Source organism: Chitinivibrionia bacterium (genome assembly GCA_009779925.1).
Lineage (GTDB): Bacteria > Fibrobacterota > Chitinivibrionia > Chitinivibrionales > Chitinivibrionaceae > WRFX01.
In genome coordinates this window covers 1-26,387 of the sequence record WRAZ01000009.1, presented here as the reverse complement: position 1 = coordinate 26,387, position 26,387 = coordinate 1, and the positions used below count along the sequence as shown (strand labels likewise).

23 protein-coding genes are annotated in these 26,387 nt (G+C 41.7%); 4 read left to right on the top strand and 19 right to left on the bottom strand.

Going from position 1 to position 26,387, the window contains the following annotated elements:
• Positions 1–159 precede the first annotated feature (159 nt).
• A complete protein-coding gene (locus FWE23_04555) occupies positions 160–1,182 on the top strand; it encodes a glycosyltransferase (protein ID MCL2844707.1) in 1,023 nt (340 codons plus the stop codon).
• Here the strand turns inward: FWE23_04555 and FWE23_04550 are convergent.
• The 4 genes from FWE23_04550 to FWE23_04535 are packed head-to-tail and all read right to left on the bottom strand — an operon-like array spanning position 1,165 to position 6,877.
• Positions 1,165–2,223, bottom strand: coding sequence for a hypothetical protein (locus FWE23_04550; GenBank protein MCL2844706.1), 1,059 nt, complete (start codon positions 2,221–2,223; stop codon positions 1,165–1,167). The genes FWE23_04555 and FWE23_04550 overlap by 18 nt on opposite strands.
• The gene (locus FWE23_04545; GenBank protein ID MCL2844705.1) at positions 2,220–3,755 is read right to left on the bottom strand and encodes a hypothetical protein; all 1,536 of its coding nucleotides are present in this window, start codon (positions 3,753–3,755) and stop codon (positions 2,220–2,222) included. The genes FWE23_04550 and FWE23_04545 overlap by 4 nt, the downstream gene beginning before the upstream one ends.
• A gap of 3 nt (positions 3,756–3,758) precedes the next feature.
• A complete protein-coding gene (locus FWE23_04540) occupies positions 3,759–4,517 on the bottom strand; it encodes a glycosyltransferase family 2 protein (protein MCL2844704.1) in 759 nt (252 codons plus the stop codon).
• A complete protein-coding gene (locus FWE23_04535; GenBank protein ID MCL2844703.1) occupies positions 4,514–6,877 on the bottom strand; it encodes a T9SS type A sorting domain-containing protein in 2,364 nt (787 codons plus the stop codon). The genes FWE23_04540 and FWE23_04535 overlap by 4 nt, the downstream gene beginning before the upstream one ends.
• A gap of 88 nt (positions 6,878–6,965) precedes the next feature.
• Here FWE23_04535 and FWE23_04530 point away from each other — a divergent pair, with 88 nt between their 5' ends.
• Together FWE23_04530 and ftsE are read left to right on the top strand one after the other, a co-directional pair.
• Positions 6,966–7,514, top strand: coding sequence for a hypothetical protein (locus tag FWE23_04530; GenBank protein MCL2844702.1), 549 nt, complete (start codon positions 6,966–6,968; stop codon positions 7,512–7,514).
• A gap of 21 nt (positions 7,515–7,535) precedes the next feature.
• Positions 7,536–8,246, top strand: a complete 711-nt coding sequence (gene ftsE, locus FWE23_04525) for a cell division ATP-binding protein FtsE (protein MCL2844701.1) — start codon at positions 7,536–7,538, stop codon at positions 8,244–8,246.
• A 74-nt stretch (positions 8,247–8,320) separates the two neighbouring features.
• On the opposite strand, the gene folE is transcribed toward ftsE, so the two are convergent.
• From folE to FWE23_04480, 9 genes are all read right to left on the bottom strand, one after another.
• The gene (folE, locus tag FWE23_04520; GenBank protein MCL2844700.1) at positions 8,321–8,866 is read right to left on the bottom strand and encodes a GTP cyclohydrolase I FolE; all 546 of its coding nucleotides are present in this window, start codon (positions 8,864–8,866) and stop codon (positions 8,321–8,323) included.
• A 10-nt stretch (positions 8,867–8,876) separates the two neighbouring features.
• The gene (tyrS, locus tag FWE23_04515) at positions 8,877–10,151 is read right to left on the bottom strand and encodes a tyrosine--tRNA ligase (GenBank protein MCL2844699.1); all 1,275 of its coding nucleotides are present in this window, start codon (positions 10,149–10,151) and stop codon (positions 8,877–8,879) included.
• A gap of 75 nt (positions 10,152–10,226) precedes the next feature.
• Positions 10,227–11,027, bottom strand: coding sequence for an HD domain-containing protein (locus FWE23_04510; protein ID MCL2844698.1), 801 nt, complete (start codon positions 11,025–11,027; stop codon positions 10,227–10,229).
• Positions 11,028–11,097: 70 nt separating this feature from the next.
• Complete coding sequence (locus FWE23_04505) at positions 11,098–13,062, bottom strand: ComEC/Rec2 family competence protein (protein ID MCL2844697.1); 1,965 nt, start codon at positions 13,060–13,062, stop codon at positions 11,098–11,100.
• Positions 13,049–13,744, bottom strand: a complete 696-nt coding sequence (locus FWE23_04500; GenBank protein MCL2844696.1) for a LytTR family DNA-binding domain-containing protein — start codon at positions 13,742–13,744, stop codon at positions 13,049–13,051. The genes FWE23_04505 and FWE23_04500 overlap by 14 nt, the downstream gene beginning before the upstream one ends.
• A gap of 207 nt (positions 13,745–13,951) precedes the next feature.
• A complete protein-coding gene (locus FWE23_04495) occupies positions 13,952–14,215 on the bottom strand; it encodes a Txe/YoeB family addiction module toxin (GenBank protein ID MCL2844695.1) in 264 nt (87 codons plus the stop codon).
• Positions 14,212–14,460, bottom strand: a complete 249-nt coding sequence (locus FWE23_04490) for a type II toxin-antitoxin system Phd/YefM family antitoxin (GenBank protein ID MCL2844694.1) — start codon at positions 14,458–14,460, stop codon at positions 14,212–14,214. Before FWE23_04490 ends, FWE23_04495 begins: the two co-directional genes overlap by 4 nt.
• A 73-nt stretch (positions 14,461–14,533) precedes the next feature.
• Positions 14,534–16,324 (bottom strand): histidine kinase, encoded by a 1,791-nt coding sequence (locus tag FWE23_04485; protein ID MCL2844693.1) that lies wholly within the window; start codon positions 16,322–16,324, stop codon positions 14,534–14,536.
• Positions 16,317–17,387 (bottom strand): Wzz/FepE/Etk N-terminal domain-containing protein, encoded by a 1,071-nt coding sequence (locus tag FWE23_04480; GenBank protein ID MCL2844692.1) that lies wholly within the window; start codon positions 17,385–17,387, stop codon positions 16,317–16,319. The genes FWE23_04485 and FWE23_04480 overlap by 8 nt, the downstream gene beginning before the upstream one ends.
• 108 nt (positions 17,388–17,495) lie before the next feature.
• Here FWE23_04480 and FWE23_04475 point away from each other — a divergent pair, with 108 nt between their 5' ends.
• Positions 17,496–19,346: an ABC transporter ATP-binding protein/permease gene (locus FWE23_04475; protein ID MCL2844691.1), complete on the top strand. Its 1,851-nt coding sequence runs from the start codon at positions 17,496–17,498 to the stop codon at positions 19,344–19,346.
• Positions 19,347–19,457: 111 nt separating this feature from the next.
• Here FWE23_04475 and FWE23_04470 read toward each other — a convergent pair whose 3' ends face one another.
• The 6 genes from FWE23_04470 to FWE23_04445 all read right to left on the bottom strand — a co-directional run.
• A complete protein-coding gene (locus FWE23_04470) occupies positions 19,458–20,435 on the bottom strand; it encodes a hypothetical protein (protein ID MCL2844690.1) in 978 nt (325 codons plus the stop codon).
• 51 nt (positions 20,436–20,486) lie between these two features.
• A complete protein-coding gene (locus FWE23_04465) occupies positions 20,487–22,055 on the bottom strand; it encodes an ATP-binding protein (GenBank protein ID MCL2844689.1) in 1,569 nt (522 codons plus the stop codon).
• Positions 22,056–22,168: 113 nt separating this feature from the next.
• Positions 22,169–23,176, bottom strand: coding sequence for a hypothetical protein (locus FWE23_04460; GenBank protein MCL2844688.1), 1,008 nt, complete (start codon positions 23,174–23,176; stop codon positions 22,169–22,171).
• A gap of 3 nt (positions 23,177–23,179) precedes the next feature.
• Complete coding sequence (locus FWE23_04455) at positions 23,180–25,117, bottom strand: OmpA family protein (protein ID MCL2844687.1); 1,938 nt, start codon at positions 25,115–25,117, stop codon at positions 23,180–23,182.
• On the bottom strand, positions 25,114–25,905 hold the full coding sequence (locus tag FWE23_04450; GenBank protein ID MCL2844686.1) for a hypothetical protein: 792 nt from the start codon (positions 25,903–25,905) through the stop codon (positions 25,114–25,116). The genes FWE23_04455 and FWE23_04450 overlap by 4 nt, the downstream gene beginning before the upstream one ends.
• Positions 25,906–25,989: 84 nt before the next feature.
• On the bottom strand, positions 25,990–26,387 hold a 398-nt coding region (locus tag FWE23_04445; GenBank protein MCL2844685.1), incomplete at its 5' end, for a hypothetical protein.

The window sequence follows — 26,387 nt, the reverse complement described above, 5'->3', positions numbered from 1 at the left end:
ATCTTTCGGATTACTGTTTTTCGTTCGTTTTTTTATCAAAAATACTATATGCCATTCAAAAATAGGAACACGAAAAATAAAAACCGCAATAATTTTCAAACTTTTCTCGCGGCAATATAGTATTTTATTCCGACAATATCTCTGAAGAGGAACTAATTTATGAAAAAAAAACTGCGCAAACTTGTGCTTCGACCATATCACTATCAGGTTAATCAATACATATCGTTAATGAAAACAGCTTACGAAAACAGCGGGTTTTCGGTATGCAAATTTAATCTGAAAAATTTAATAGAATGCGAATTTATTGCGCTGAATTTTTATGAAAACTCAATATATACGTCAAAACTTCTCGCAAGAGCACTCGTGCTGATTTTATTAAAACTTTTCGGAAAAAAAATTATTTGGACTATGCACGACAAGCAACAAGTCGTAAAAAAGAATCGTAAAAACTCAATGCGTTTCGTGAAACTTCAGATAGCGCTTTGCGACAAAATCATAATTCACTCAAAAATCAGCATCGACGAAATAAAGGCAATAAATTCATCAGAAAAAATCCTCGAAAAAATAATACATATACCACACCCCAATTATATAGGCGTTTACGGCGACATAAAACATACAAATTTACCAAGCGACAAACTAAAATTATTGCACATCGGACTTATAAGACCCTACAAAAACGTCGATTTGCTGATAGAGGCGGTGAGCGAATTAAATCTGCCGAATTTGGAATTGTTTATAAGCGGCGCCTGCGACAAAAACCTGCAAAAATGCCTGCTCGAAAAAATAAACGGAAACGCTAAAATAACAACGGACTTCAGATTTATCCCCGACGACGAAATAGCAGAATTGATTTCAAAGCATCATTTGCTTGCTCTCCCCTACGACTCAATCTGCTCGCTAAATTCGGGAAGTGCGATATTGGCGTTTTCTTACGCAAAATCCGTAATTTGCACCCTAAACGGAACATTGTCCGACATCGAAGACAAAGGCTTATTTTGGGCGTACGAATATAAAAACGACGAACATAAAGACGTTCTGAAAAAGCAAATTAAAGAAGTTTACGACAGATTTAGCGGAGACTTCAACGAACTCAATGCTGTCGGAAAGAAATGCTTTGAATACGTCGCCAAGCATAATTCTTCACAGAAAATCAGTTCGGTGCTAAAAGAGACTTTTTAACTGTTGCTTAATTTTCACCCATTTTTTTGTTAATGCCATAAAAAATCTCGTATGTTTTATCCATCGCGGTATCACGTTTTTAATGGTTATTTTTATTGAAGAAGCGCGATAGTCTTTTATTACAAACTTAACATTTCTTTGCCGCGAAGCCCAGAGCGGGAAGCCACTTCTATACATCTCGTATTTTTCTTTTTCGCCTTTAATCTCATCGACAACAAGAAACGATTTTTTTGAATATGAAATTAAGAAATAATCAACAAACGAAATCAATGCGTATTTTTTGTCCATTTTTGGAATATTCAAATGCTGCCTTTTTCCGTCTATCGTATAAACAAAATCATATTTTGCAGCAGCATTTCTAAATTTTTCGCTATCCGAACACAGTAATATTTTTTCTTTTTTGTTCCGTTTATGTATGTTTATCAAGTGTTTAATGTTTTTTTGTAAGAACGGTTCTTGCAATTCTTCGGGCAATGTCAGAAAACCGTCGTCGTGTTCGTCAAAATCGCCAAGCAACTGCTGAAAACGAAACGTTGCAGATAAATAATTGTCATTCATATTTTTTCGATGTAAATCAACTGCGCTTTGTAATATTGGCGTCAAAACAAACAATTCATTAAATAAAGTCGAGTAATTGTCGCCGTAAAAATATGCGTTTGTATAGAATAAAATATAGTCGTTATTTTTTGCCGCTTCTTTAATAATCGGCACGTCTTTTTGTAAATCTCCGCTTGTAGATTGTATAGAAACGTCCGAATACAGCGATGGCGCATATATACATCCTCCAAAATTGAATATACTTACACTTCGGCTGTTGTTTTTTATTTGCGATATTTCTTTTTCTGAAATTTTCCAATCTACAATATTAGGTAGCAAAAAATCAGATAAATCAAAAGGTTGCGTGTAATTTATCTTAAATTGAAAGCCACAATCTTTAGATATTTTATACAAGGTAATTATTGCGCGAAATCTATCGGCAATTCCCCCTTTTGGTCTTACATCGTCCGCCATATAAATTATGGTAGTGGTTTTCATTTTCACAGCACTTGTCCAACCTTTCTTTTTACAAACGCATAAATTTTAACTCGCTCGTCATTTTTTAGTCCGACAAACAAAATCACAAATCCTGTCCACAGCACACTTGTCAAGAGAACAATCCAAGACTGCCAAAACGATTGCAAAAATAGTTTATTCACAAAATAAAAAGGCAAAAACGACAGCATCGAAACTAAAAATATAGGGATAAGCGCTTTTTGAGTAAAATGTTTAATTGAAAAACCGACCTGCTTTTTCATAACCATACATTGCGCTGTAATACATATCGGAAACAGTAAAATCGGAGCAACAAAGGCAAAATACGGCGCAAATCCCGCTTTGAGAAAAAAATACGCAAACAACAATTCAAGCGCAGAACCGACATATCCCACGCTCGAATACGCGCCAATTTTCCCCGTTGCGTGATTTATGGAGTCCATAGTATAAATCAGGACGTTGAGCAGAGAGAATATTATTATCAATCTGGCAAAAATCGCCGTGTATTCAGGGACTTCGCCAAGCCAAAGTTTTAGCAAAAATTCGGTTTCCAAGAGCAACGGCACAGAAAAAACAAAGAACAAAAAAAACATAAACCTTGTTCCGCGCGCCGACAAATCCCACATATATTCACAGTTTTTTTGAGCATACGCTTTCATAAGTTGCGGGCTCAGCGATTGTTTAAAACTGTTTCCCAAAGACGAAAGCGCAGTATTCACGGTTGTTGCAATTCCTTTTGCGGCGTTTATCGCAGGTCCAAAAAACATATTCAGCATAATACCTATTCCATAAATATTGAGCACCATAAAAACGCTTGAAATAAAAACGTGTTTTCCATAGCCGCCAAATTCTTTAAAAAGTGATTTGTCAAAGGCAAGCGAAAATTTGGTGTCCGAATATTTTTTACGACAATAAACAAAATAAAAAAGCGACATAGCGCAACTTGCCGCAAAGCCCAACATTCCAAAGAGAATAAGTTTGTCGGCATCTGCAATTACCAACAAATACACAGTGCCAAGCCGCAAAACTGCGTCAAAAATCCCGACAAATCCGTATATGTGCATATCTTCGTGGGAGACTATGAGCGCCGTAAATGTGGAATTCAGCAACGACAGTAAAAAACTGAGCACTGCAAATTGATACACCCAATTCGCCGCCAAAAGTCTCTCGGCAGGAATATTCAATTTATTATTCAAAAACCACAATCCCACCGTTTGAGAAAGGATAACTACAATAATGGCGATAGCGATTTGCAGAATTATGCTTGTAGAAAATATTTTTTGCAGATTGACGGAATTGCCGCCGTTTCCAAGTTCGACGGTTATAAATCTTTGTGTTATAACCGTCAGCGTATTGCTGAAAACAACAAACATTGCAACGACACTACCTACAACATTACTTATCCCGAAATCCGTGACGCCAAGCGTTTGCAAAATTATTCGGGAAGTAAATAACATCACAAGCATTGTTATTATTTGGCGAAAATAGAGCGCAAGTGTGTTTTTTACAATTTTTTTGCTGTTTTGGGAAGACGCATTCAAATTTTATCCCTTCCGCTTTTTGAATAACACTTCACGAAACTCACGTAATTTCACTGTTTTTTGAGCAAAAATTCTAAACAAACCCATAAATTGCAACGGTTTTAAGAAAAAAGGCGTTTTTGACATTATAATTTTTGCGGAGGAAAAGTATTTTTTAAGAGAACCCGAAAGTTTGCCGCTGTCCGCCATAAAATATTTTACAAGAACAACCCTTATCCCCTTGATTTTCGCTCTGTTTCTTACAAGTCGAATTAACAAATCGTACTCTTCCATTGACTCAATACGCGGGTCAAAACCGCCGATTTTTCGCAAAGTTGCCAAATTGAACATCATTGTAGAAGTAGAACCTGCAAAACACCCGAGAAATACCGGAAAGCGACGGTGAAAATAAATCTTATCGTTTTTTTGCGTAGTCAGCGCCGTGTAAATTAAATCAAAACCATTTTCGGCAAATTCATTTTGTTTTTGCAGTTTTTCGCTCAGCCATTCGTCGTCGTCGTCCAAAAACGCGATATATTCGCCGCTTGCCTGCTCAATCGCTCTGTTTCTGCTGAAAGACACGCCCGAATTTTTATCGTTTCTAAGATAAATAACAGGAAAATCAAGCGATAAATTTTCGCAATATTCTTTTGTGCCGTCGCTCGAATTATCATCGACTATTATCAGTTCACACGGCAAAAATGTCTGATTTTCCACCGACACTATCGCTTTTTTAAGCATACCAAGCCGATTATAGGTTGATATTGCCGCCGTTATCTTCACGGTATTATCACTAATTTATAGGTTTTTGTGTTTCGTCTTGCAACTCTGTCGCTTTCCAGTTCTTTCACTGCTATAATATATGTTCCGGGAGCGAGATTTGAGGGTATTCGCCACCTGTAAAAAAATGTTCCGTCAACAGTTTGCGTCCATTCGGGGGAATTTTGATTAAACGATTGCACCAATTTGCCCGAAACGGTATAAACGTCCACAAAAGAGCTCTGCGAAACTCTCGGAATAGTAATAAATTCGTGCCTGCTCAACGAAAACGGATTTGGAAAAATAAAATCGTTCCTTTGTTGCGACGCGCCCACAGTTCTTTCGGGCAAACGCATTCTCGTAATTCCTCTGTCGCCGCCGACCCATAAAAAGTTTTGAACGGTATCGACTGCAACTGCAAACGTTGCGGAATTTATGCCGCCGCTTGCCGCATTCAGCACAAATTCCGTTTGTAATGCCGTCTGTGGAACGTTATAAATTACAGTATCCAAAAAACCGTCCGACGTTATAATTTCGTCAATTTCAATTCGTTTGGCGCCGAGGTCTCTGCTCGAAACCCAAAAGACATTTCTTATTCGAGTTCCGCCGGGCGACCACAATTCGTGTGAATACTCAAAGGCTATGTCATTTATATTAAGCGATAAACTCGGCGGAAGGTTTCCTATAGGAAAGACACGGGCGCCCAAAGTTCTGCTGTAGCCGAACACCCTCGGCTCCCCCGTAGTTGCGATTAAAACATTTCCCGCTCCGGTTGTATGCAATCCTGTCGCCCTGCTTCCAACGCGAATTACGCTTTTTCTGTAATCGGCAGACGGTATATTTTCGTCAAACGGATTTTTGTTTGCGTCAATAACCCATAGAGAATCACTATGGTCTGTCTCGCCCATTATGCCTCCAAAGCCCAAAAGCAAATCGCCTCTGCCTGTAAACGCTAAACTTAAAGGAGCTCTCCAACCATTACGATTAAAATTCAGTAAAAAGCGAAATCTGTTATTATTAGGGTCATACGCAAAAACAGTAGGCGCTTCAACAGGGTCGTGGTTCCACGAAGTCCCCCAAACAATTCCGTTTTTGTCTGTAAGCAGAACGTCCACGTGGTTCCAGCCTGCTATAGCAGCCCAACTCGTAAAATTTTCAGGCATTGTCTCATAAAAAATCGGAAAATCGGGACTGCCCGTAAAATTTATTGCGTCAAGAAGCATTATTCTCCAAGAATTTGTCCTGATATTATACTCTCTCATCGGACTGCCGCTATACCCAAAAAATATTCTGTCTCCAACTTGGGCTACACCACTGAAACCTTCGTCGCTAACTCCCGCCAAACTGCCGTAGCCGCGGGTGTTTTCGTTGAAGTATGCCACATCACCTCTTCTCGATATTCTGCTGAGCGCATTTGACCAATGCCTCGGTCCCTCGCTGTCAAATAAAGGTAAAATCCAAAGCGATTGCTCGCTGTCCACAAATAATTTTCTGATGCGGTTATTGTTTACAAGCCCCGGAACTACAAACTGCCTGTCGTCGTCCGAGCGCCAAAGATAATCTGCTTCAGTCCCAACAAAAGCCCGATTGTCAATTCTTTTAACAAAGGTTATGTTTTCATCGCCGAATCTTGCGCGATCTTTGTCAATACCCATATTTTCAAAATTATCTGAATACCGAATTCTGTTGTTATAAATGTCATAAAAAAGCACGCGAGCAGGCGAAGAAAGCAACGGATAAAGTTCCTGTATCCACTCAAAATCATCCCCCGCCGACAAGGGAGAATCGTCGCCAAATCTTGCGTCGGAAATAATGCGCGAAAAACCATTCAACCGAAAAACTCCGCCATCCGAACCCCTTCTTGCCGCTACCCAAAGCGTGTCGTCTTTAATTTCGATTAAATCCACAGCGGCGCCGATACCGAAATCGGGAAAATTCCGCTTGGTTGAAATTATATGCTCCCGCCTTTTATTAAACACCGAAACGCCACCCTCGTGTCCGATAAGCAGATAGTTTCCGTGTGATTTTATTGTATTTATTCCTGACGCACCCCCTGCCAAATCGTCAAATACCCTCTGTCCGCGCCTTTGACGACGGTATAAAAAACCGCTTTGAGAGCCTATCCAAAGCGAACTGCCGTCAAATGCAAGCGCGGTAAGCGAAATATCGGGAAAATGCTCGTGCGAGTGGTGAAGCGCAATAAAATTTGTACTTGAATTCTGAAACTGCGCCAAACCGCCGCTTGTTGCAACCCAAAGCGTGTCGTTCTGCTTGACGACATCAAAAGCGCCGTTTGTCCGCGCAAAGTTCAATATATTAAGCGGCACGTTCGAGGCAAATGACAGAACTGCGCAAAACAACAAAATTGTGATATTTTTTATCATAAAATCCTTTTTTATCAATAATTCTTTGCGGCAAAACGTATATTACGGAACGTAAAATAACATTTGGAACGTTAGAAGGTGGGAACTTATGAACATTTACTCCAAAATTTATCGGCTTTACAAAAAAGATGTTGAAGCGCAAAAGATTTCTTTAATGACGAATATCCCTCTCAAAATGATAAAAAGTATAATTTACAAATTTGAGCACGAGGGCGAAACAGGCGACGACGAATCACAAAAAACCGTAGCGCCGTTTTTGGACATCACCTCTTCCAAATTTCACAAACACGTCATCCTCGACCTTTCGGGAATGATGGTAGAACAATTCATAGACAACATAAAAGACGCACTCGACGAAGCCGAACGTATGACAGGTTTCTTAGTGGCAATAAAACTCGAGAGCGTTTTGGAAGTCGATAAGGCGGCAATGGAATTTGTTATAAAATTCAAAGAAAATATAGCCGAATCCACAGGAAGAATAGTAGTTTTGCTATCCCCTAGCGACCCCGTCGAAGAATACGTTCAAGCGCACAAAGTCGAGGACAGGATTAAAATTTTCGGAACGCAAAGTTCTTTTGAAGATTACGTTTTCAGAAACGTTATGGGACTTGCTACAAAAGGCAACCGCCGCGGATAAATCAGGGTATCGAGCAAAAAAATGATAGAATTTACGCACGCCACAAAAAAATACGAAGACCAAACAGAGGCGCTTTCGGACTTGTCGCTTTTTATTGACAAAGGCGAATTTGTCTTTTTAACAGGGCAAAGCGGCGCAGGAAAAACAACAATGCTGAAACTGATTTACCGCGAAGAAATACCCACAAGCGGCACCGTAAATATATGCGGAATGCAAACTCAATCCACAATGCCGATGAGCAAACTGCGAAAAACCACCCCACTGCTTCGACGAAAAATCGGAATTGTATTTCAGGATATGCGGCTTTTGCAATCGTATTCGGTTTTCGATAATATCGCCTTTGCCGCTCGTGTAGTCGGCGGAAGCGAGCAAAACATAAAAAAGCGGGTTTTCAATTCGCTTGCGGTAGTCGGACTTGCTCATAAAAGTTGTAATTTCCCTCCCCAGCTTTCGGGCGGAGAGCAACAGCGTGTAGCAATAGCAAGAGCAATAGTAAACGAACCGCTGATACTGATTGCCGACGAGCCGACAGGAAACTTAGACCGCGTAATTTCAGACGAAATATTTTCGCTTCTTCAGGAAATAAACAATTGGGGAACAACAATCCTGATGACCACGCACGATTTGTCATTTGTAGAAAAAACCTCTTATCGCGAAATAGTTTTGAGTAAAGGTAAGGTTATTAAAGGCAAAATTACCAAGGGAAAGCCAAGTAAATTTAAATACTTGTAGGGGCGACCGAGGACGGTCGCCCGCAAAAAATTTGCATTGTCGGCATTTCGTATTTTGTGTGCTATTTCGTGCGACTATTTCTTCGCAATCAAATTCAAAAATTCTTCCCTTGCTTTGGAATCGCTTCTGAAAACTCCCAGCATTGCGCTTGTGGTCATTACGCTGTTTTGCTTTTCCACGCCGCGCATCATCATACACAAATGTTTCGCCTCAATAACTACGCCCACGCCGCTTGCGCCTATCGGGTCCATAATCGTTTGCGCGATTTGTTGAGTAAGACGTTCCTGCACCTGCAAACGGCGCGAATATGCGTCCACCACACGGGCAAGTTTGCTGACGCCGTAAATTTTTCCGCGCGGAATATAGCCTATATGGCATTTCCCGTAAAACGGCAAAAGATGATGCTCGCACATAGAATAAATTTCTATATCCTTTATGATTATCATTTCGTCGATATTCTCGGTAAAAATCGCCTTTTTGAGTATCTCGTCGGGGTCGATTTTATAGCCGCCCAAAATATAACCAAACGCCTCTTTAAACCGTCTCGGAGTATCAACAAGCCCCTCGCGATCGGGGTCTTCACCGAGTTTTTTTAATAAACTTCTTATTTCGTCCTGCATTGAGCGCCTCCTATCTTACAGCTTCTATAATAAAATAATTTTTCTTGCCTTTTTGAAGCAGAATATACTTTCCGTGAAGCAAATCGTTCTCCGAAAATATGTATTTTTCGTCTTCTGTTTTGTTCTTATTCACACTTATTGCGTTTATATTTCGACGGACTTCGCTTTTAGACGGGAAAAGCGTATCAGCAAATACTGCGACATCTACGATTGACTTGCCGTTTATCTCGTCAATCGACACCTTTTTCTGCGGAACTCCTTCAAAAACAGACAGGAACAAGTCCGCCGACAATGCCCGTAAATCGTTTTCCGTTGCATTTCCAAAAAGAATTTCACTTGCTCTTACCGCGCTTTCGTAATCTTCTTTTGAATGCACCAAAGTTGTCGCTTCGCGCGCCAAAGCTTTTTGCATCGCTCGCAAATGCGGCGCTTTTTCGTGTTCCGCCATAACCGCGACAACTTCTTCCTGCGATAAAAGCGTGAAAACTTTAAGGTAGCGCTCGCACATATTGTCTTCGGAATTAAGCCAGAATTGATAGAACTGATACGGCGTGGTCATTGTCGGGTCGAGCCAAAGCTTTTGTCCGTCCGCCGATTTGCCGAATTTTGTTCCGTCTGCGCGAAGCACTAACGGCTGAGTAATTCCGTGCGCAGAACTTCCGTCAATTCGTCTTATGAGTTCTGTTCCGCCTACTATGTTGCCCCATTGGTCGCTGCCGCCGAACTGCACAGAAATGCCTTTTGTTTTGTGCAAATGATAGTAATCGTAAGCCTGCAAAAGTTGATACGAAAATTCCGTGTACGAAATTCCCGAGTCCAAACGATTTTTTACCGCGTCTTTGCCCAGCATATACCCGACAGTTATGTGTTTGCCGACATCCCGCAGAAAATCCAAAAATGTTATCGGAGAAATCCAGTCGTAATTATTTATTATTTCCGCCTTAAATTTGCCTTCCGAAAAATCCAAAAACTTGGAAAGTTGCTTTCTGAACTGCGAAAGGTTATGCTCTACAGCGTCGAGAGTAAGCAAATTTCGCTCACTCGATTTCCCGGACGGGTCGCCGATAATTCCCGTTGCACCGCCAATTAAAGCAAACGGCTTGTTTCCCCTGCGCTGAAAGTGCATCATCATCATTATTGCCGCCAAGTTCCCCACCTGAAGCGAGCTCGCCGACGGGTCAAATCCGCAGTATCCCGAAACGCCGCCGACAGATAGCGCGTCCACTGCTCCCGGCGTGGAGTCCTGTATCATCCCCCGCCAAGATAATTCTTCTATAAAATTCATATAATTCTCCTATAAATATAATATCGCACAAAGAAAATACGTTATGCGCAAAATAGAAACTTGCCAAAACCACCGTTAAAGATGAGTATAGCTGAAAATCTCTCTAAGGTCGTCGAATTGTCCGTGCATAGTAAAGAATACGTCAACGATTGCAGGGTCGAACTGTTTACCTTTGCCTTCCATTATTATTTCTACCGCTTTTTCGTGTGGGAAAGCAGGTTTGTAAGGTCTTTTTGAAGTCAGCGCGTCGTAAACGTCAACAACCGCCATAATTCTGCTCTGAAGAGGTATTTCTTCTCCCTTTAAGCCTTTTGGATAACCCGCGCCGTCCCAACGCTCGTGATGAGATTCGGCGAAAAGTTTTGCGGAAGCCAAAAATTCTTCGTCGCCTGTTTTATCTATGATTTGCTCTATTATTTGCACTCCTTGCGACGCGTGGCTCTTCATTTTCTCGAATTCTTCACTTGTCAGCTTGTCGGGCTTGTTCAATATTAAATCCGAAACGCCTATTTTTCCGACATCGTGTAATCTGGAAGACGCTATTGCGGTTTTAAGGTTCCATTTATTTAATTCGTCCGCGTAAACTCCGCTGTCCTTCATTGCCAAAACCAATACGCTAACATAAGAAGTAGTTCTGTCGATATGTCCGCCTGTATCTTTGTCGCGGTGTTCTATCAATTCTGCAACAATGGATACGATATTGCCGCTTAGATTTTTTTGAGACTTCATTTTTCGTATCAATTCGTCGGTCTGTTCGGTAAAAGAAGCTTTTTGGTCTTTTTTCCCTTTCAAAATAAGAATTAACGCAACAGCAAAAGAAACTACCAGTATCAGTATAATCAACCTGTATATAAAAAGTTCATCGGGTAAGCCCATACACCTTCTCCAAGAAAATATTGTTTTTCACAATAAAAATACATTATGCGAAATGCGCAAAATAAAAAAACTATCGAATTTTTTGTCTTTCAAAAATTTTCGGGGTCTGAGTTCTGCGCCGACGGGTTTCGGCAATCGCTACAGGAACTGTTTTATGCTCATCGCATTCCACATCAAATTTTATTTCTCCCGTAGAGTTTCGCAAGATTATATGATTATAGCCATCAAAAACGTCAGGCGGGATGTACGAGCTATCGGTTATAATAAGCGGTGTTGCAAGTCGCCCGTCAAGCCTGTTATGCAACCAACGCAAAATTTGGGGATTATAATACAGTCGCGATTGAGCGCCGCCGATAATTATTGCCGCAGGTTGTGCGCTACAGTAAACTTTCATTCTTAAATTTTGCGATGATACCGTGTAAACAGTATCGGATTTGAACAAATTGACAATTCCCCAAACTGTAAAAAACGCCAAAAGCAAATAAATCGAATAAATAATCCCGCGTTTTGGAAAACAGCACAAAATCATAATAAGCAAAGTAAGCAATATAAAAATGAAAGGCGAAATTTGCGTGTAATTCTCCCCCATTCCGCTCAAAAGCACAAATCGATTTATCGCAAAAAAGAGAATGTCAAGCACCTTGTCGCAAAAAGAAACCATAAGTCGCGCCACAAATTCAAAAATCGGAACAGCCGACACAAAAACCGAAATAAGCGCAATCTGACAAATTATCGTCAAAACGGGAAGCATAATTATATTCGCAATAATCGACGCCCAAGTAATCGTTGCAAAATGAAAAATCTGTATAGGCGTTGTAGCGATAAAAAGAAATATCGGCAACATCAAAAATATTATTTCGTTCTTATATTTGCGCTCGCCTATCATTTTTGGGAAAAGCAAAACCGCAAAAGTCGCCACAAACGAATATTGAAAGCCAATCAGAAAAATGTGCATAGGATAAATCGCCAAAATAAAAAACGCCGCCACAAAAAGTGAGTTCACAGGATTGCTTTTTCTGTTAAAAATCTGCGAAATTGTCAAAAGCAGTCCCATAATTACCGCCCGTAAAGTAGGCGGACCAAATCCCACCAAAAACGGCAAAAACAGGATTGAAGCCGCAATCATACACCTTCGCACGAGTTTGGGCAAAGGTAAAAACCAAACAAGCAACGATAGCGCAGTAATTAAAATCGCGATATGCAATCCCGAAATCGCCAAGAAATGCACAAGTCCGCTTTCGCGAAAAAACGCCCGTATGTGCGGCGACAAATTCGAGCGGTCGCCCGTAAAAAGCGAAATATACAACGAATTATAACGGCTTCCTTCAAAATTTCGGCGAATATGCCTGTAAATGTCGGCAACAAACGGTATTTTTTCTTCTTTTTCTATGGAAATTATCTCTATTTCACCGATAGTATTTTTAATTTTTGCCTGAAAAATGTTGTCGAATTCCCAAGGCGCGGCTGTGTTTTGGGTATCGAAGCAACGGAAAATTCCCGTAATTTCTGCTCGTTCGGCTGGGGTTAGAATTTCGGTTGTTAATTCGGCAGGGAAAATTAGGTTTATGCGATAACCTTTGGTAAATTGTAGGGGCGTATTGCATACGCCCTGACGTTCGGACGGGATTGGTGAATTATTAAGGGGAATATCAGGGCGTATGCAATACGCCCCTACATTTACAGGAACAATAGTCGCCAACTGTGTCATTTCTTTCTCGCTCTGAAAAGTCGGCGGAGAATAAAAATCTACCGAAATCTTAATTTTATCACCATCCGAAAAGAATTTTTCGCCCTGTTCCATACTCGCTTGCCACGAATTTTGAAAAATAACGCCGACGCATACGGCAATAACAGCCGACAGAATTTTTGAATAACGGTTAGTGAAAATAAGTGCAATTACAATTATTAAAACCGTCGCTAAATTTAGCGAGAAATTAAAAATCTGCAAATTTGAGCCGAGAATTATTCCGAAAAATAAGCCGAACGCAAGAAAAACAGCAGGGGTAGAATGCAGAAAACCATCAATCCGTTTCACCGAACAACTCTTTGTATTTTGCGCGGCTTACAGGCAATTCCTTGCCGTCGGACAAAATCGCCGTGTATTTTCCGCCGCCCAAAACAACCGTCTGAACAACGCTGTTTTTATCGACCAAATACGAATTGTGAATACGCACAAAATTGTCGGTTAAAAGGTTGTTGAATTTTTCGAGCGTGCGACCGTCAAGATACACTTTGCCGTCTAAACAATGGATTTCCCGATAATCGCCCGCGCCCGAAACATACAAAATGTCGGAGGCGGATATTGCAAAACGCCTTGAACCGTCTTTTATGAGAATTTCCGCGCCCGTCTTTTCTTTAAGGCGGCTTCTGCGACCCATAAATTTTTGCAATGCCTTGGCAAAACGCTCTACTTCGTAGGGCTTCAGTACAAAATCTACTATTTCTAAGTCAAAGCCCTCCAGCGCCCTCTCTCCGTTTGCTGAAACAACGATAGTCTCAAACTTCTTTTTCTCTATTTTTTTCAGGATATTAAAGCCGTCTTGTCCATTAAGATTCAGGTCTAAAATGAGTAAATCGGGCGTTTGCGTTTCAAAAACAGAAAGCGCTTCTTCAATCTCGCAAAAAGTCGAAATTTCGTTTCCGGGCAAAGTTTCTTCAACGTGCCTAACAAGCCGTCTGAGCGCCACTTTTTCGTCTTCCACAATAAATATTTTCATTGTTCGCCGCTCCATAAAAAAACGCATTTTTATTTGATAAAATACTATTTATTTTGGAGCGGAATGGTGATTTGGTGGTTTTTTGTAGTTTTTTTATCTTATCTCATTTCTGTTCGGCAAAAATATTGGATAATATATTAGTCAAGCACTGCTTTAAACACTGTTTAGTTTTAGGGTAAAACGAAAATGTCAAACGAAAAATAGTATTTATTCGTAATGCTTCCACATACTTATGATTTTAACAATTTTTTCGCTTTCAATTACTTCATAAACAATGCGGTGTTGAATATTTATTCTTCTTGAATATGCGCCTTTGTAATTTCCGACAAGTTTTTCATATTTCGGCGGTATTTGAAACGGGTTCTCGCGTATTATATCTAAAAGTTCTTTTGCTTTTAGGTAAAAAGGTGATTTTTTTATGGTTTCGGCATCTTTTGCAGCATCTTTTGTAAAAAATAGTTGATAAGTCAAAAATTTATCTCGCTTTCAGGAATACATTCCGAAATCGGTGTTTTGAGCCCGTTAATTATTTTTTTTCTCATTTTAGAGTGTTGCGACAAGTATGCGGTTTCTTCAAAATTACTCCAATATTCCGCTGAAATCATAACCATTGCCTTTTCTTTACCGATAACAAATATCGGCTCGTAATTGTTTTGGATATTTTCAAAAACTTTGTTAAAGTTTCTTTTTGCCGCTGTCATTGTCATAGTTTGCATACTATACTCCTTTTTTGTAATAAAATACGCTTCGCCAACGCAAAAAGTCAAGTTTAAAAAAAAGGTTTTTAGTTTAAGACAAAGGCTTTTTTTCATCATTCGGGATTTCAAAAACAACTTGCCAACCGTCGGGGCTCGGTGTCGAGTTAAATGAAAAATCATTTTCGTAAAGTTCATTCAGTCGTTTTACAATATATTTGTTGCCCGTCCCCGACAAATCCGTTTTGTTTTGCGAAACTTTATTGTCGCCGTCATTTTTTAAGATAATGCGGATTTTTTTCGGTGTATTTTCAACGCTTAAATTAAAAATCCCTTTGTCTTTTTTGACAAATCCGTGCGTAATCCCGTTTTCTAAGGCGGTATGTAAAATAAGCGGCGGAACGGTAATGTTGTCGATATTTCCGTGGACTTTAAGTGAAATTTCTTTTTCTTTGCGTAAGTTCATAACCTGTATGTGAGCGCGGCAAAGTAAAATTTCCTCCGAAAGCGAAACGGTTTTTCTTTCGGCAAAAGCCATTAAAAGCCGAAGTTCTTTCGACAGTTCGCTTACAAGTTTTGTGGCGTTTTTGGGGTCTTCTTCTATCCACGCAATTATGGAATTAAGCGAATTTAAGAGAAAGTGCGGACTTATATGCCCTTTTAAAAGTTCTAATTCCAAGCGCGCGCTTCTTACTTCCAATGCCGATTTTTCGCGCATTTCCGCCCAGAAAAACCTGCCCATTACGACCGTCATAAAAACCGACAATACCGCAAAAGATGTCGCCCAAGTGCTTATTTGGCGAAACGCAAATGAGAAAAAAACGCCTATTGCAAAAACCACAAGTCCGACAAGCAACATTTTAGCGCCTTTTTTGCGTTGAATTGCCGCCCGAAACGCAATCACTATAGAAACAATAACCGAAATAATTGCAAAAATCTGATTTGCAAAATCCCAAACCCAAATTGTGGAAATCGGCACGATGTCGTAAAAAGCAAGACGAGGAAAGACAACCAAAACAACGCAAACCGAAAAAATTACAATCGATTTTATTTTCCAATACTCGTCTTCAAAAACCAAATAAAGGTAAATCGGAAGAAGCGACAAAATTCCGAACCAAAAGATGTCGCCCCAAAGCACAAGCGAATAATAATGGCTCAGATTAAAAGGAAAAACGCTCGAAAAAACCGGAATTAAAATGTAGCCTGTGCAACAAAGCGAAAGCACCGCAAAGCAGATATGCGCCTTTATGTTAAGCGATTTTGCGATAAAAACAAAGTTGAAAAGCGCTGTTATAAGCAAAATTCCGACAATCAAAAATGAAACGGAAAGCGTTTGCAGAGAACTTGTAAAAATATTCGACATAAAGCCGATTTGCGGACTTTCGGAAACAAATCCCGAAATTGTGCTGAAATTGGAAATCCTAAGCGCCAAAATATGCTCGCCTATTTGGGAATAATCGTGCGGAATGGTGAAAATTCCCGCAGAGCGCCCTATTATTTCGTCGTAAATGTTGTCTGCAACACGTCCGCTTTCACCGATTTTAACGCCGTTCCAAAAAACTTCGTAAGCAGAAATCACCATAGGAACGAATATCGCCAAATTTTCGGTTGACGGAATATACTCCGAAACAAAAATTCGCGCGCGATACCAGCGAATGCCGTCGGCGCCTTGTTCGTCCAACTTCCAAAGCCCTACAATCGAGGCTGTGTCCCAATGCCTGTCGTCGTATTTGGGATTGGAGAAATGCGCGCTGTCCGAAAAATTTACGCGCCACTGAACAATGTCGGTCAAATCGCTTTCGGACGGAGAAAAACGAAGCGCCGCAAATGTCTGTGCGGCGCAGAAAATAATCAAAGCGAAAACTAAAAAATATTGTTTAAGCATTTTTATGTTTTATTATGGACAAAATCCATTCTTTTGCAAAAACTGAAAATATTCCCGCAAAAAAGCCGCCCGCAAGACCTATAATATAAAGCAGTCGTCTGTTCGGCTCGCTTGGACCTAAAGGAAAATCCGCTTCTCTTATTATTTCAAACGCAGGCGATTCTCTTCTTTCGTCAATTCTCGCGATTTCAAGCTGTCTAACAAGTTCTGCGTAAAGCCCCGCGTGAAGCGCTACTTCGCGCCCAAGACGCTCGCCCTCAAGCATTACGGTCGGACTTTGCACGCTCAGATTTCTTTCGCGAAAATGAACAAGTCGCGCCTCTGCTCTGTGCAGGTTGTCGCGCACTTCCGCTACACGCTCTTCAATAAACTCCCGACTTTCTTTGCCGCGGTTAAGGCGGTCTTCCTGAATAACTTCCATCAAATATTCCAACAAAAACTGATGAACGGCGTAGGACAACGACGGATTTTCAAAGCGAGTTCTTATCTCCAATATTCCTGTTCTTTGGTCTCTGTCAATCGTGATAAAACGATTACTTCGCAATGTGTTTACTTGCGCCATATTCCACCTGATTTGCCAGTCGGGAACAGTTGTATCGGGCTCGGTAAGTTTCCAAAATCTCGTTTCCGTCCAAAACTGCGCAAGAGTCATTGTATCATAAATAAAAGGCGCGCGAGCTATTTGCTCCTCTCTTGTCTGCAATCTGCGGATAACCCATTTTTGGTCTATTATGCTTTGATTAAACGCCGTATTCTCCACAAGAAGGTCAACAAAATTCATAAGGTTTATGCCGCCGCCACCCGCAACAGGCATACTTATTCCAGCCAAAGCCGCAAGCCCCGCCATTTGGTTATTGCCGCCGCCGCCACCGCCCGATACGGCGACAGTTTTTGCGACATATTGGTCGGGAAGCAAATTCGCGTAAACCGCAACACCCACAGCAACAACTATTGTCGCCGCAACAATTATAATCCAGTTTCTAAACAAAACCAACACTAATTCTCTGATGTCGATTTCGTCGTCTTTCTCAGACCATTCGTTTGATACATTTTCGTCAGACATTTTTCTTCGCCTTTCAGTTTTTACATTTATTTTTGCGTAAAAATACTATTTGGGCATATCGGAGTTGTAAAAATATTATTTTACAGTTAAAAAAGAGGAATTTTTATTATGTACCGTCGCGTTTTATCCTATATGAAGCCCTATTGGTGGCTTGTTGTTCTTTCCGTTTTGTCGGCGTTTGTGGCTGTGCTTCTTCAGGGAGCATCGGCTTGGTTTTTGGGGTCTTTGCCGCAAGTTCTTTTTGCGCCCGACGAAATAACCGCCCCGCTTGAAACTCCCATCCTTTCGCTTGCAACCATTAACGAATGGCTGAAATACCAAGGTAATAAAATTTTCTTGATTGACGGGTTTTCGCACCCGCTTTTCATTATAACTTTGCTTTTGGCGGTGGCGTTCACCATAAAAAACATATTTTTGTATATAAATCACGTCAGTATCGGTATGCTTAATTTTTCGACCGCCCGCGATATGCGCAACAATTTGTATCGCCATATTCTTAAACTGCCTACAAAATTTTACGACCAAAACAAAAGCGGCAATCTCGTAGCGTTAATGGTAAACGACCTCAGCGTAATAAACCAAACCGTTGCGGGCTCGCTCGGCTCGCTTCTTATGGAGCCGCTGAAACTAATCGGATTTGTAGCAATGATGCTCATAATAAACGCCGAACTTACCCTTGTAATTTTTGTGATTTATCCGATTTTAATTTTTATTATGGCAAAAATCGGAAAATACGTAAAACAACGCTCGCGAAAAAGCCTTACGAGTTTCGATGAAATGGTTTCTCGCATAACCGAAGTAATCGGCGGCGTTCGAGCGGTGAAAATGTTCAATATGACAATGCTGGAAAACAGCAAATTCTCCGCGATAAGCAACCGTTTGCGCAAAAATCAGTTTAAGCAAAAAGTTATCAGCGATACGCTTTCTCCTTTCACCGAAACGCTCGCTTTTTATCTGATAGTCGGTCTTTTGCTTATAGGCGGCACTCAAATCATAACAGGCGACGGCAGTTTTACCGCAGAAGACTTCACGCGCTTTTTGGTGTTTTTGTTTTCTTCGTATCAGCCTCTCAAAACTCTGGGAAATGTAAATGCGGGAATACAGGCGGCGGCGGCGGCGGCAACCCGTGTTTTTGCGGTTTTTGACACTCCCGCAGAAGCCATAAGCGATTTGGATAAGAGCAAAACACCGAATTTCTCAGACAATATAACATTCAAAGATGTGTCGTTTTTCTACGAAACCGCGCCCAATTCCATAGTTTTGGACAATATGAATTTCTCTATAAAAAAAGGCGAAACTATTGCTCTCGTCGGCGGAAGCGGCGCGGGAAAATCGACAATGTTAGACATTCTCCCCCGATTTTACGATATAACCGGCGGCGAAATTCTTCTTGACGGCAAAAACATCTCGCAATTCGACTTGACTGCCTACCGCGAACTTTTCGGCATAGTCTCGCAAGATACCATTTTATTTAACACAAGCATTCGCGAAAACATCGCCTACGGCAGAATTGGCTGTAGCGACGAAGAAATTTACGCCGCCGCCAAAGCCGCAAACGCATTTGACTTTGTATCTAAAATGGTAAACGGCTTCGATACGATTATCGGCGAGCGCGGAGTTGCACTTTCGGGCGGTCAGCGCCAAAGAATAGCCATTGCCCGCGCAATTCTGCGAAACAGCCAAATCCTCATTTTAGACGAAGCGACATCCGCGCTCGACACCGAAAGCGAGCAGTTGGTACAAGTTGCACTATCGCGACTTATGCAAGGAAAAACCACCTTCGTTGCCGCGCACCGACTTTCGACAATCCGCTCGGCAGACAAAATCTTGGTTTTGGAAAAAGGCAAAATAATAGAGAGCGGAACTCACGACGAACTGTTGGCAAAAGGCGGACGATATGAGCATTTGTATTCCATTCAGTTTGGGAAGAGCGGTTCGACTTCGCTCACCGACCGGTGATGTTTAAATGATTTTCCGTAGGGGCGTATTGCATACGCCCTGCAATGCCGGACGAACGTACAACAATGAACAATGTCGGCGATTTGGGCGTATGCAATACGCCCCTACGAATTACCGGCACCCTGCCGCAAATCTTCTTATCGCGTCTAAATGTCTTCTGACCCACGTAATTCTTTGTGTTTCACTGTCAATATTTTGCGAAAGTACAACTGTTTCTCTTGCCAGTTCGCAGGCTTCCGCTCTTGTAAGGGCGGGTTTCAAACCCGCCCCTACGTGGGGCTGCGGGGGTAATTCGGAGGTGAAAATCAAGGCTCGCCTTGCGGAGAGTAGGTCGGAGTAATTTATTGGTGTTCGCTTTATTGAGATTTCGTTTAGTTGCGTTGCGAAGCGTTTGATTTCGGCTGTGTTTTCTTTATCGACGGCTATTGTTTGGGCGGCGCGAAGCATCATAGTGTTGTTGGGAAATTTTGCGAAGAAGCGTTCGTATGTTTTTTGCGCTTCATCCCAAAGGCGTTGTTCTTGCAATACCCAGATGTAGGAAAGTGATAGGTATAACGAGGTTTTGTTATCGGGTAAAATCGCAGTCCGCATTCTTTCAAGCACAGCATTCAACCGGTCTCTTCTCGGCGAGCGGCTAAAAAGAGTAATTCTATAATATTCGTCGAGAGCAAGCGCAAAATTCGCCTCATTGTCAAATTCACTGCCCAAAAGCTGCGCCCACAATCTTTGCGACTCATTAGTTCGCGAGATACCGCGCACAAACGAATTTCGTTTGAGGTGAATGCTTCCTGCCATTCCCTCCAAAATCGCTCTTCTGTAAAGCTGAAGTGTTCCGTTTGTATCGAAGCGGTTTATTCTGAGCGCGGCGTCTATATTCGCTAAAACTTCCCTGCCCAAAAATGTTTCGTACGCCTCATAATCCACTAAGCGAGAAAATGCAATCTGCGTTGCGAAGAACGCACTGTCCGCTCTGTTCTGCGAGACGGGTATTTTTTCGTAATTTTGTGAAAGAATAATTGAATTAACGTTCAAGTCCTGTGCAAAAACCAAAGATATTGCAATAAAAATCAAAGTGTAAATTTTTTTCATGGCGCTCCTTCGGGAACAGATACAAGATAACCTTATAACTCCCTTGTTTGATTACTCATCCGTTTTCCACTCGACAATATTTCGTAATTCTCTGCTGAAAACAACTCCCACTTTTACTATTTTTCTTCCGTCTTTTGCGTAAAAGAGGGCATAATCTTTCTTTTTTATCTGCCTCAGCGCATTTTCTACGGGTTTATCAACCTTGAATTCAAATATGTAAATGCGATCTTTCGTGAAAATTACGCTGTCCATACTTCCGTTGGCAGTGTGCGCTTCGTTTACACAAACAAGACCAAGCATATTTATTATGTTGGAGACGGCAAATTCTACGTAAGACTCTGTAATTTTACTGCTTAACGAATAATCAACCGTGTGAAGATACCATTTCAGTAAATTCATAAATTCGTCCACATTGCCGTCAAGAATAGCGTCCACAAACTCAATGGAAATAGATTTTGCCAAAATACTTTGCGCTTGGGAATAATTGTTTGCCAAAAACTCGGCAAATGTTTTACGGACTTCAATGTTGGGATAATTTAATCTGTAAAAACCGGTTCTTTCGTCGTAATCCGAGATCGTCAAATATCCCGCTTGGTATAAAAGCGGAAAAATAGAGATAGTATTGTCTTTGTAGTCGGCAAACATATTAGCTTCCATTCGGGCATTTTCTATTTCTAATACGTTTATCCCTTTCATTTCGAGATATTTCAACACAAACGACGGCGTTCCGCTTAAACTCCAATACGGCGTAAACTTTGCGTCGCTATCAAAATGATTGAGTATTCCGTAAGGGTTATACACGGACAATTTCTTTTCCGTAAAAAAATACCCGTTGTAAAAATCTCTCAACTCTCTTAAATAATTCTCTTTGCCGCCGTATTTTTTTGAGTACTCATTTATTTCCGGTACAAAATTTTCTTCCAGTTCCCGCTGCGTTATTCCGCAAATATCACAATATTCGGTATCCATAGAAATGTCTTTTGGCTGGTTCATTCCGGAAAACAAGGTTATCTGAGCAAATTTTGTTATTCCCGTAATAAAAGTGAAACGCAAATATTGGTCAGAGCCTTTAAGAATACCGTAAAAGCCCTTTAATGTTTCTCGCAATTTTACATTTAGCTCAGTTTGATTTACAGTATTTAACAGCGGATTGTCATATTCGTCAATAATGACAACCACGCTGTTTATTTTTTGGGAAAGTTCTACTATCAGTTCCCTGAAAACTATAGAAATATCTGCGTTATCGCTTATATCAGTCTCATACTCTTTCGCACAAATCGACAACTGGCTTCTTATGTTTGCCTGAAGCGCCTCATTGCCGTTTTCCTTAGTAAAATCCCCTAAGGATAAATCAAGGTGAATAATCGGGTGTTCTTTCCACGCCCAATCGGTTTTGGATATTGCCAAGCCGTTAAAAAGCTCTTTTTCGCCGCTGAAAACGGATTTTATAGTCGAACATAAAAGCGATTTCCCGAACCTGCGAGGGCGCGACAAAAATACGGTTTTGTATCTTGACGCTATATTATAAATATGCTGCGTTTTATCGACATACATATCGTATTCTTTACGAAGTATGCTGAACGTCTGAATTCCGCCAATCGGTAATTTTCTTTTTTTCATGGTTTCCCTATATTTTTGTCTTTGTTTACATTATCCATATAAAATACTATTTGCCTAAACAAAAAAAGGCGAGAAATCCCGCCTTTTTTATTTGTATGGCAAATCTGCCGTTTTTATCGCTTGATTGCTTCGCCTGTCGCAAAATCGCCTTTGGTGCCATCTTCTGCTATTGCGCGAACAGCGTAAATGATTGTTGCTCCAACAGAAATATCAACAAAACCGGTATCGATTACAGTGCGCCCGCTCAAACTGCCATCTGCTATAAGCCAAGAGTGGGTCGGCTGAAGACGGCTTGTTTCAAAGAAGACTTCATAACCGACTGCGCCGCCGTTAATACCTTCATCCCAAGTTATTCTGACATCATCATTTGCGATGATTTCTACCTGAACATTTCTCGGAGGTGCAAGCAACGTTCTTGCCGAAGCCATATTTGAAAACTCGCTCACTAATGTATCATTCATCACTGCTTTGACCCAATAAAAATACGTAGTGTTCGGAGATAATCCGATGTCTTGATAATCTCTCCGTGCGGCGCCGCTTATCGTAGCTATTCGATTTTGCGCCGTTGTAAGCGTATTAGGATTGTTGGTTGTGCTTCTGTAAACATAAAACTGAGTAGCCTCCACAGGTTCCCAAAGCAAATCTATCCGAGAAACCTCATCACGATTTATATGAAGAGGGCTTACCGCCGTTGCCGTCAATCCTGTGATTACGGCAGGAAAAGCAAATCTGAGAGCCGTCCATTCACTTGAAACGCCTGTGTCCGCTCCGTTAAAAGCGCGCACTCGATAACTGAAAGCCGTACCGCGCGGCGCTCTCGCGTCAAAGAAAACCGTATCGGGATATGAAACAACGGCGAAATTTCTTGTCTCCAATCCTGCCGCGCATCTTCTGTCGATTTCATAGCCGCGAACGTTTGGCAAGGCATCCCACCATACTCTAAGTCCCGCTACATTTTCTCCCGTTTGAGGGTTTGTGCCGAAAGCCGGCTCTACTTTCGGAGTGTGCGCCCTGAAAGGCGCTTCGGTGGGCCACTCGTAAGTTCCGAATTTGCAAGAAGCAAGCGTAATTAACGCCAAAACCGCAAAAATCGCTACCAAATATTTTTCAAATGTTTTCATAAATCAGTTTCCTCCTTCTGTTCTTCTGATTGAGCGAATTTCCACACGACGGTTCAACCCTCTGCCCTGAGGAGTTGTATTGCTTGCAATCGGTCTGTCGGGACCAAAGCCTGTCGCTACCAAACGGTTGCTGTCAATTCCCATTTCTACAAGATAATCTACTACCGCCTGCGCTCTTGCCTGCGATAAGGTCATATTTGCGTCTCTGCGACCTGTGTTATCCGTGTGTCCCATAATCTCGACTACCATTTCGGGATTATCTACCATTGTGTAGTGAATACCCGCAAGAGTTCTTCGCGAATCTTCCGTCAATTCCGCTGTACCAACGTCGAAGTTTATACCGTCCTGAACAGTTGCTTCGGCTTTGATTACTACAGGTCTTACATAACTGAACGTCGCTTTTACGTCCACGTCGCGGTCGATATTACGTATGGTATATCTGTTGCGCGCGCCGATTGACGTTTCGTTAATAATAAGATTGCTGAGAACATAGCCCGTTTGCGGAGTAATATTGATTTCTTTATCTTCTCCTGCAAGAACTGTGAAGTTTTGTCTCAGTATTGTATCTCCGCTTTCGGGGTCAAGCACCAAAATATTTATGTTAAATGTTTCGGGCGGAGCTGTGAACATCGCCAAAATCTGCATATCGTTTCTTATACGATTAAATGTATGCGTCCCGATTTCACCCGTCATAATTGTGTCGTTTACAATAAGAGAATCCAAAGTCCAACGATAATTCGCCATTGCCGCAAAACCAAACGTATGGTTGCTTCTTATACGTTGTTCGCCTCTGGGACTTATTAAACCACCGCGCTCGTCGTTTACTTTTAAGCTAATCGTAAATGTATCGGCGGGCGCTACTATTGCGTGCTGTCTTCTGCCGCCTTCATAGCGCGCAAAAGCAGGAACGTATTCATAACCAATTCCGAAAGACCTGAACCTTTCGCCATATCCAAAACCGAAACGCGCGTCGCCGAACAAATATCCGTTTCTGCCTAATCTGCGACCTATAACCGCTCCCATTGTAAGATTAACCATTTCTTTATTGCCGAAAAAACTTGCCCCTGTGTATGCGTCAAACATAAAAACTCCGGGGCGAAACATTAAATTAGCCAAAATAGGCACTGTAAATGCCGCCGCTGTGTCCAACTTAGCGTATTTCTCGCCTCTATAACCAACTACACTGTCTGCAAATTCGGTATTCATATAAGAAAATTCCCCTCTGATACCGAAATGCCGCCATAAAGGAAACAAAAGTCCGAAACCGACGTTAAAACGGTCAAGATTGTCCTTATAAGGACGACTTGTGTGCCACACGCCGTTGCCTATCCAACCGTACATTCTCGGAATACGCGACCCTGCTATGGAATCTCGTATGTCTCCCGCTATTCTTCCGTCAACCAATACGGTAAGGTGTGCAAAGTCAAGAACTGTGTCTTCGGGAGTGGGAGGCGGTGCAAATACAGAGTCGCGAAAAGCCATAATCGCTCTGTCCGCCGCGTTGTTAATGTCTAAAACACGTCTTATTACTCCGTCGTCTTCGTCTTCATCCTCAACAACCCTTTCGATAGGGTCAAGATGCATACCAAATCTTACTCTTTGCTCGATTTGTCTTCTTTCACGCCTGCTTGTTGTGTCTGCCGACGCTTCTTCGCCTCTGACAGGAACTTGTATTCCGTATCTTACACCTCTGCCGGCGCGAGCAGTTGTTTGCCTTGTTTCTTCGGGTGCGGAAGCGGCTTCTTCGACGACGTCCTGAGTTTGTGCTTCGGGTTGAGCTTCTGCTTCATTATCAGCAGTCTCTTCTTCTTGGCTAACAGTAGCAACAGCCACTATATGCCCTTCTTCTTGTGATGCGTCTGCGTAGCTCGAAAATAAAAAGCCTGTGCTGAATAATGCCGCTACAAATAAATACAAAATTACTCTTTTGCTGTAAATCACTGTTGAGCCTCCCTTATGGTAAACGGCGCCAATCCACTGCTTACATTACCTGAAAAGTTAGACATTCCGGTAGGCGACGCACTCAAACGCGCCTGTGCGCGATATTCGCCTCTCCATCTCGGAGCGTCTTTTCTCCACGCAGGAATAAAACGAGGATCGCAATCATCTCTTACTACTCCCGGAGGGCAGAGATTATGCTGATCCATATTCGCCTGCGCCCAACGTATTTCTATATTTTGTCTCCTCCAGTCGAGATCCCTCCATACCGAAGGAATAGATTGGGCAGGAATATTTGGATTTAGAGGTTCTATTGTTATATCCAAATCTTCTAGATTAAGTGTTTGTCCTTCTGTTATATTTGGAACTGTAAGGCTGATTACCACAGATGCAGGACGAATTGTCGCAGGGAAATCTTCAACTTCCTTAAAATTAAGCCTATCCGCCAAGTGTGATCCCTCTGTTGCGCGCACTGTTATTGTCGCTGTTCGGACGCCCGCGTCAGGCGAGTCAAATTCTATGCTCTCAAGCACAAAATCCGTTCCCTCTTCCATACTGCGTTGCCATATCGGATTCTCATCCGGTCCAGCGGGATTTTCCGAAAAAATCCGTATGTGCTCACCGCTAATGACACTCATACCGTTTACATCCATTCCGTCCCTTGTGCCGTCGAATTCCTTTCCAATACCAATCATCACCTCAAACCACGCATTACGGTTTGCCTGTGCGCTTATCGCAAAAAGCGATAAAAACAATACCGCGCCTAAAATAATTTTTTGCTTCCCAAACATTTTACTATACTACCTCTTTCTTTGGTTTCGTTTTTTATTTTTTACGTGTGGACAGGCATTATACCTGCCCACACAATCACCTGACTATCTCTCGTTCTGGCTTATGTTTACCGTTCTGCGAATGTCTTTCATTTCCAACAAACTGCCGTCTTCAAGAACAAGTCTTATATTGATTATTGCAACGTATGCCTTAGGCGCTACCACACGACCTGACTGATTATGGACATCCCAAACCGCAACGCCTGCCATAATGCCTCTTTCAAGTTCCATAAATTGCATCTCAAATTCGTCGCTTACCGCATTACCCACTTGGTCAAAAATTCTCACGCTACCGCTGTGTTTAGTGGTATCACTGTCGATAGCCACCGACGGCTCAACTACAAATGCCACGCCTCTCGGCTCTCCGTTGTGAATTATTTCCGGGAACCGCGAAGCATTTATATTATAATGCCTTGCCATACCTTCCGTAATTGCTCTGGGTT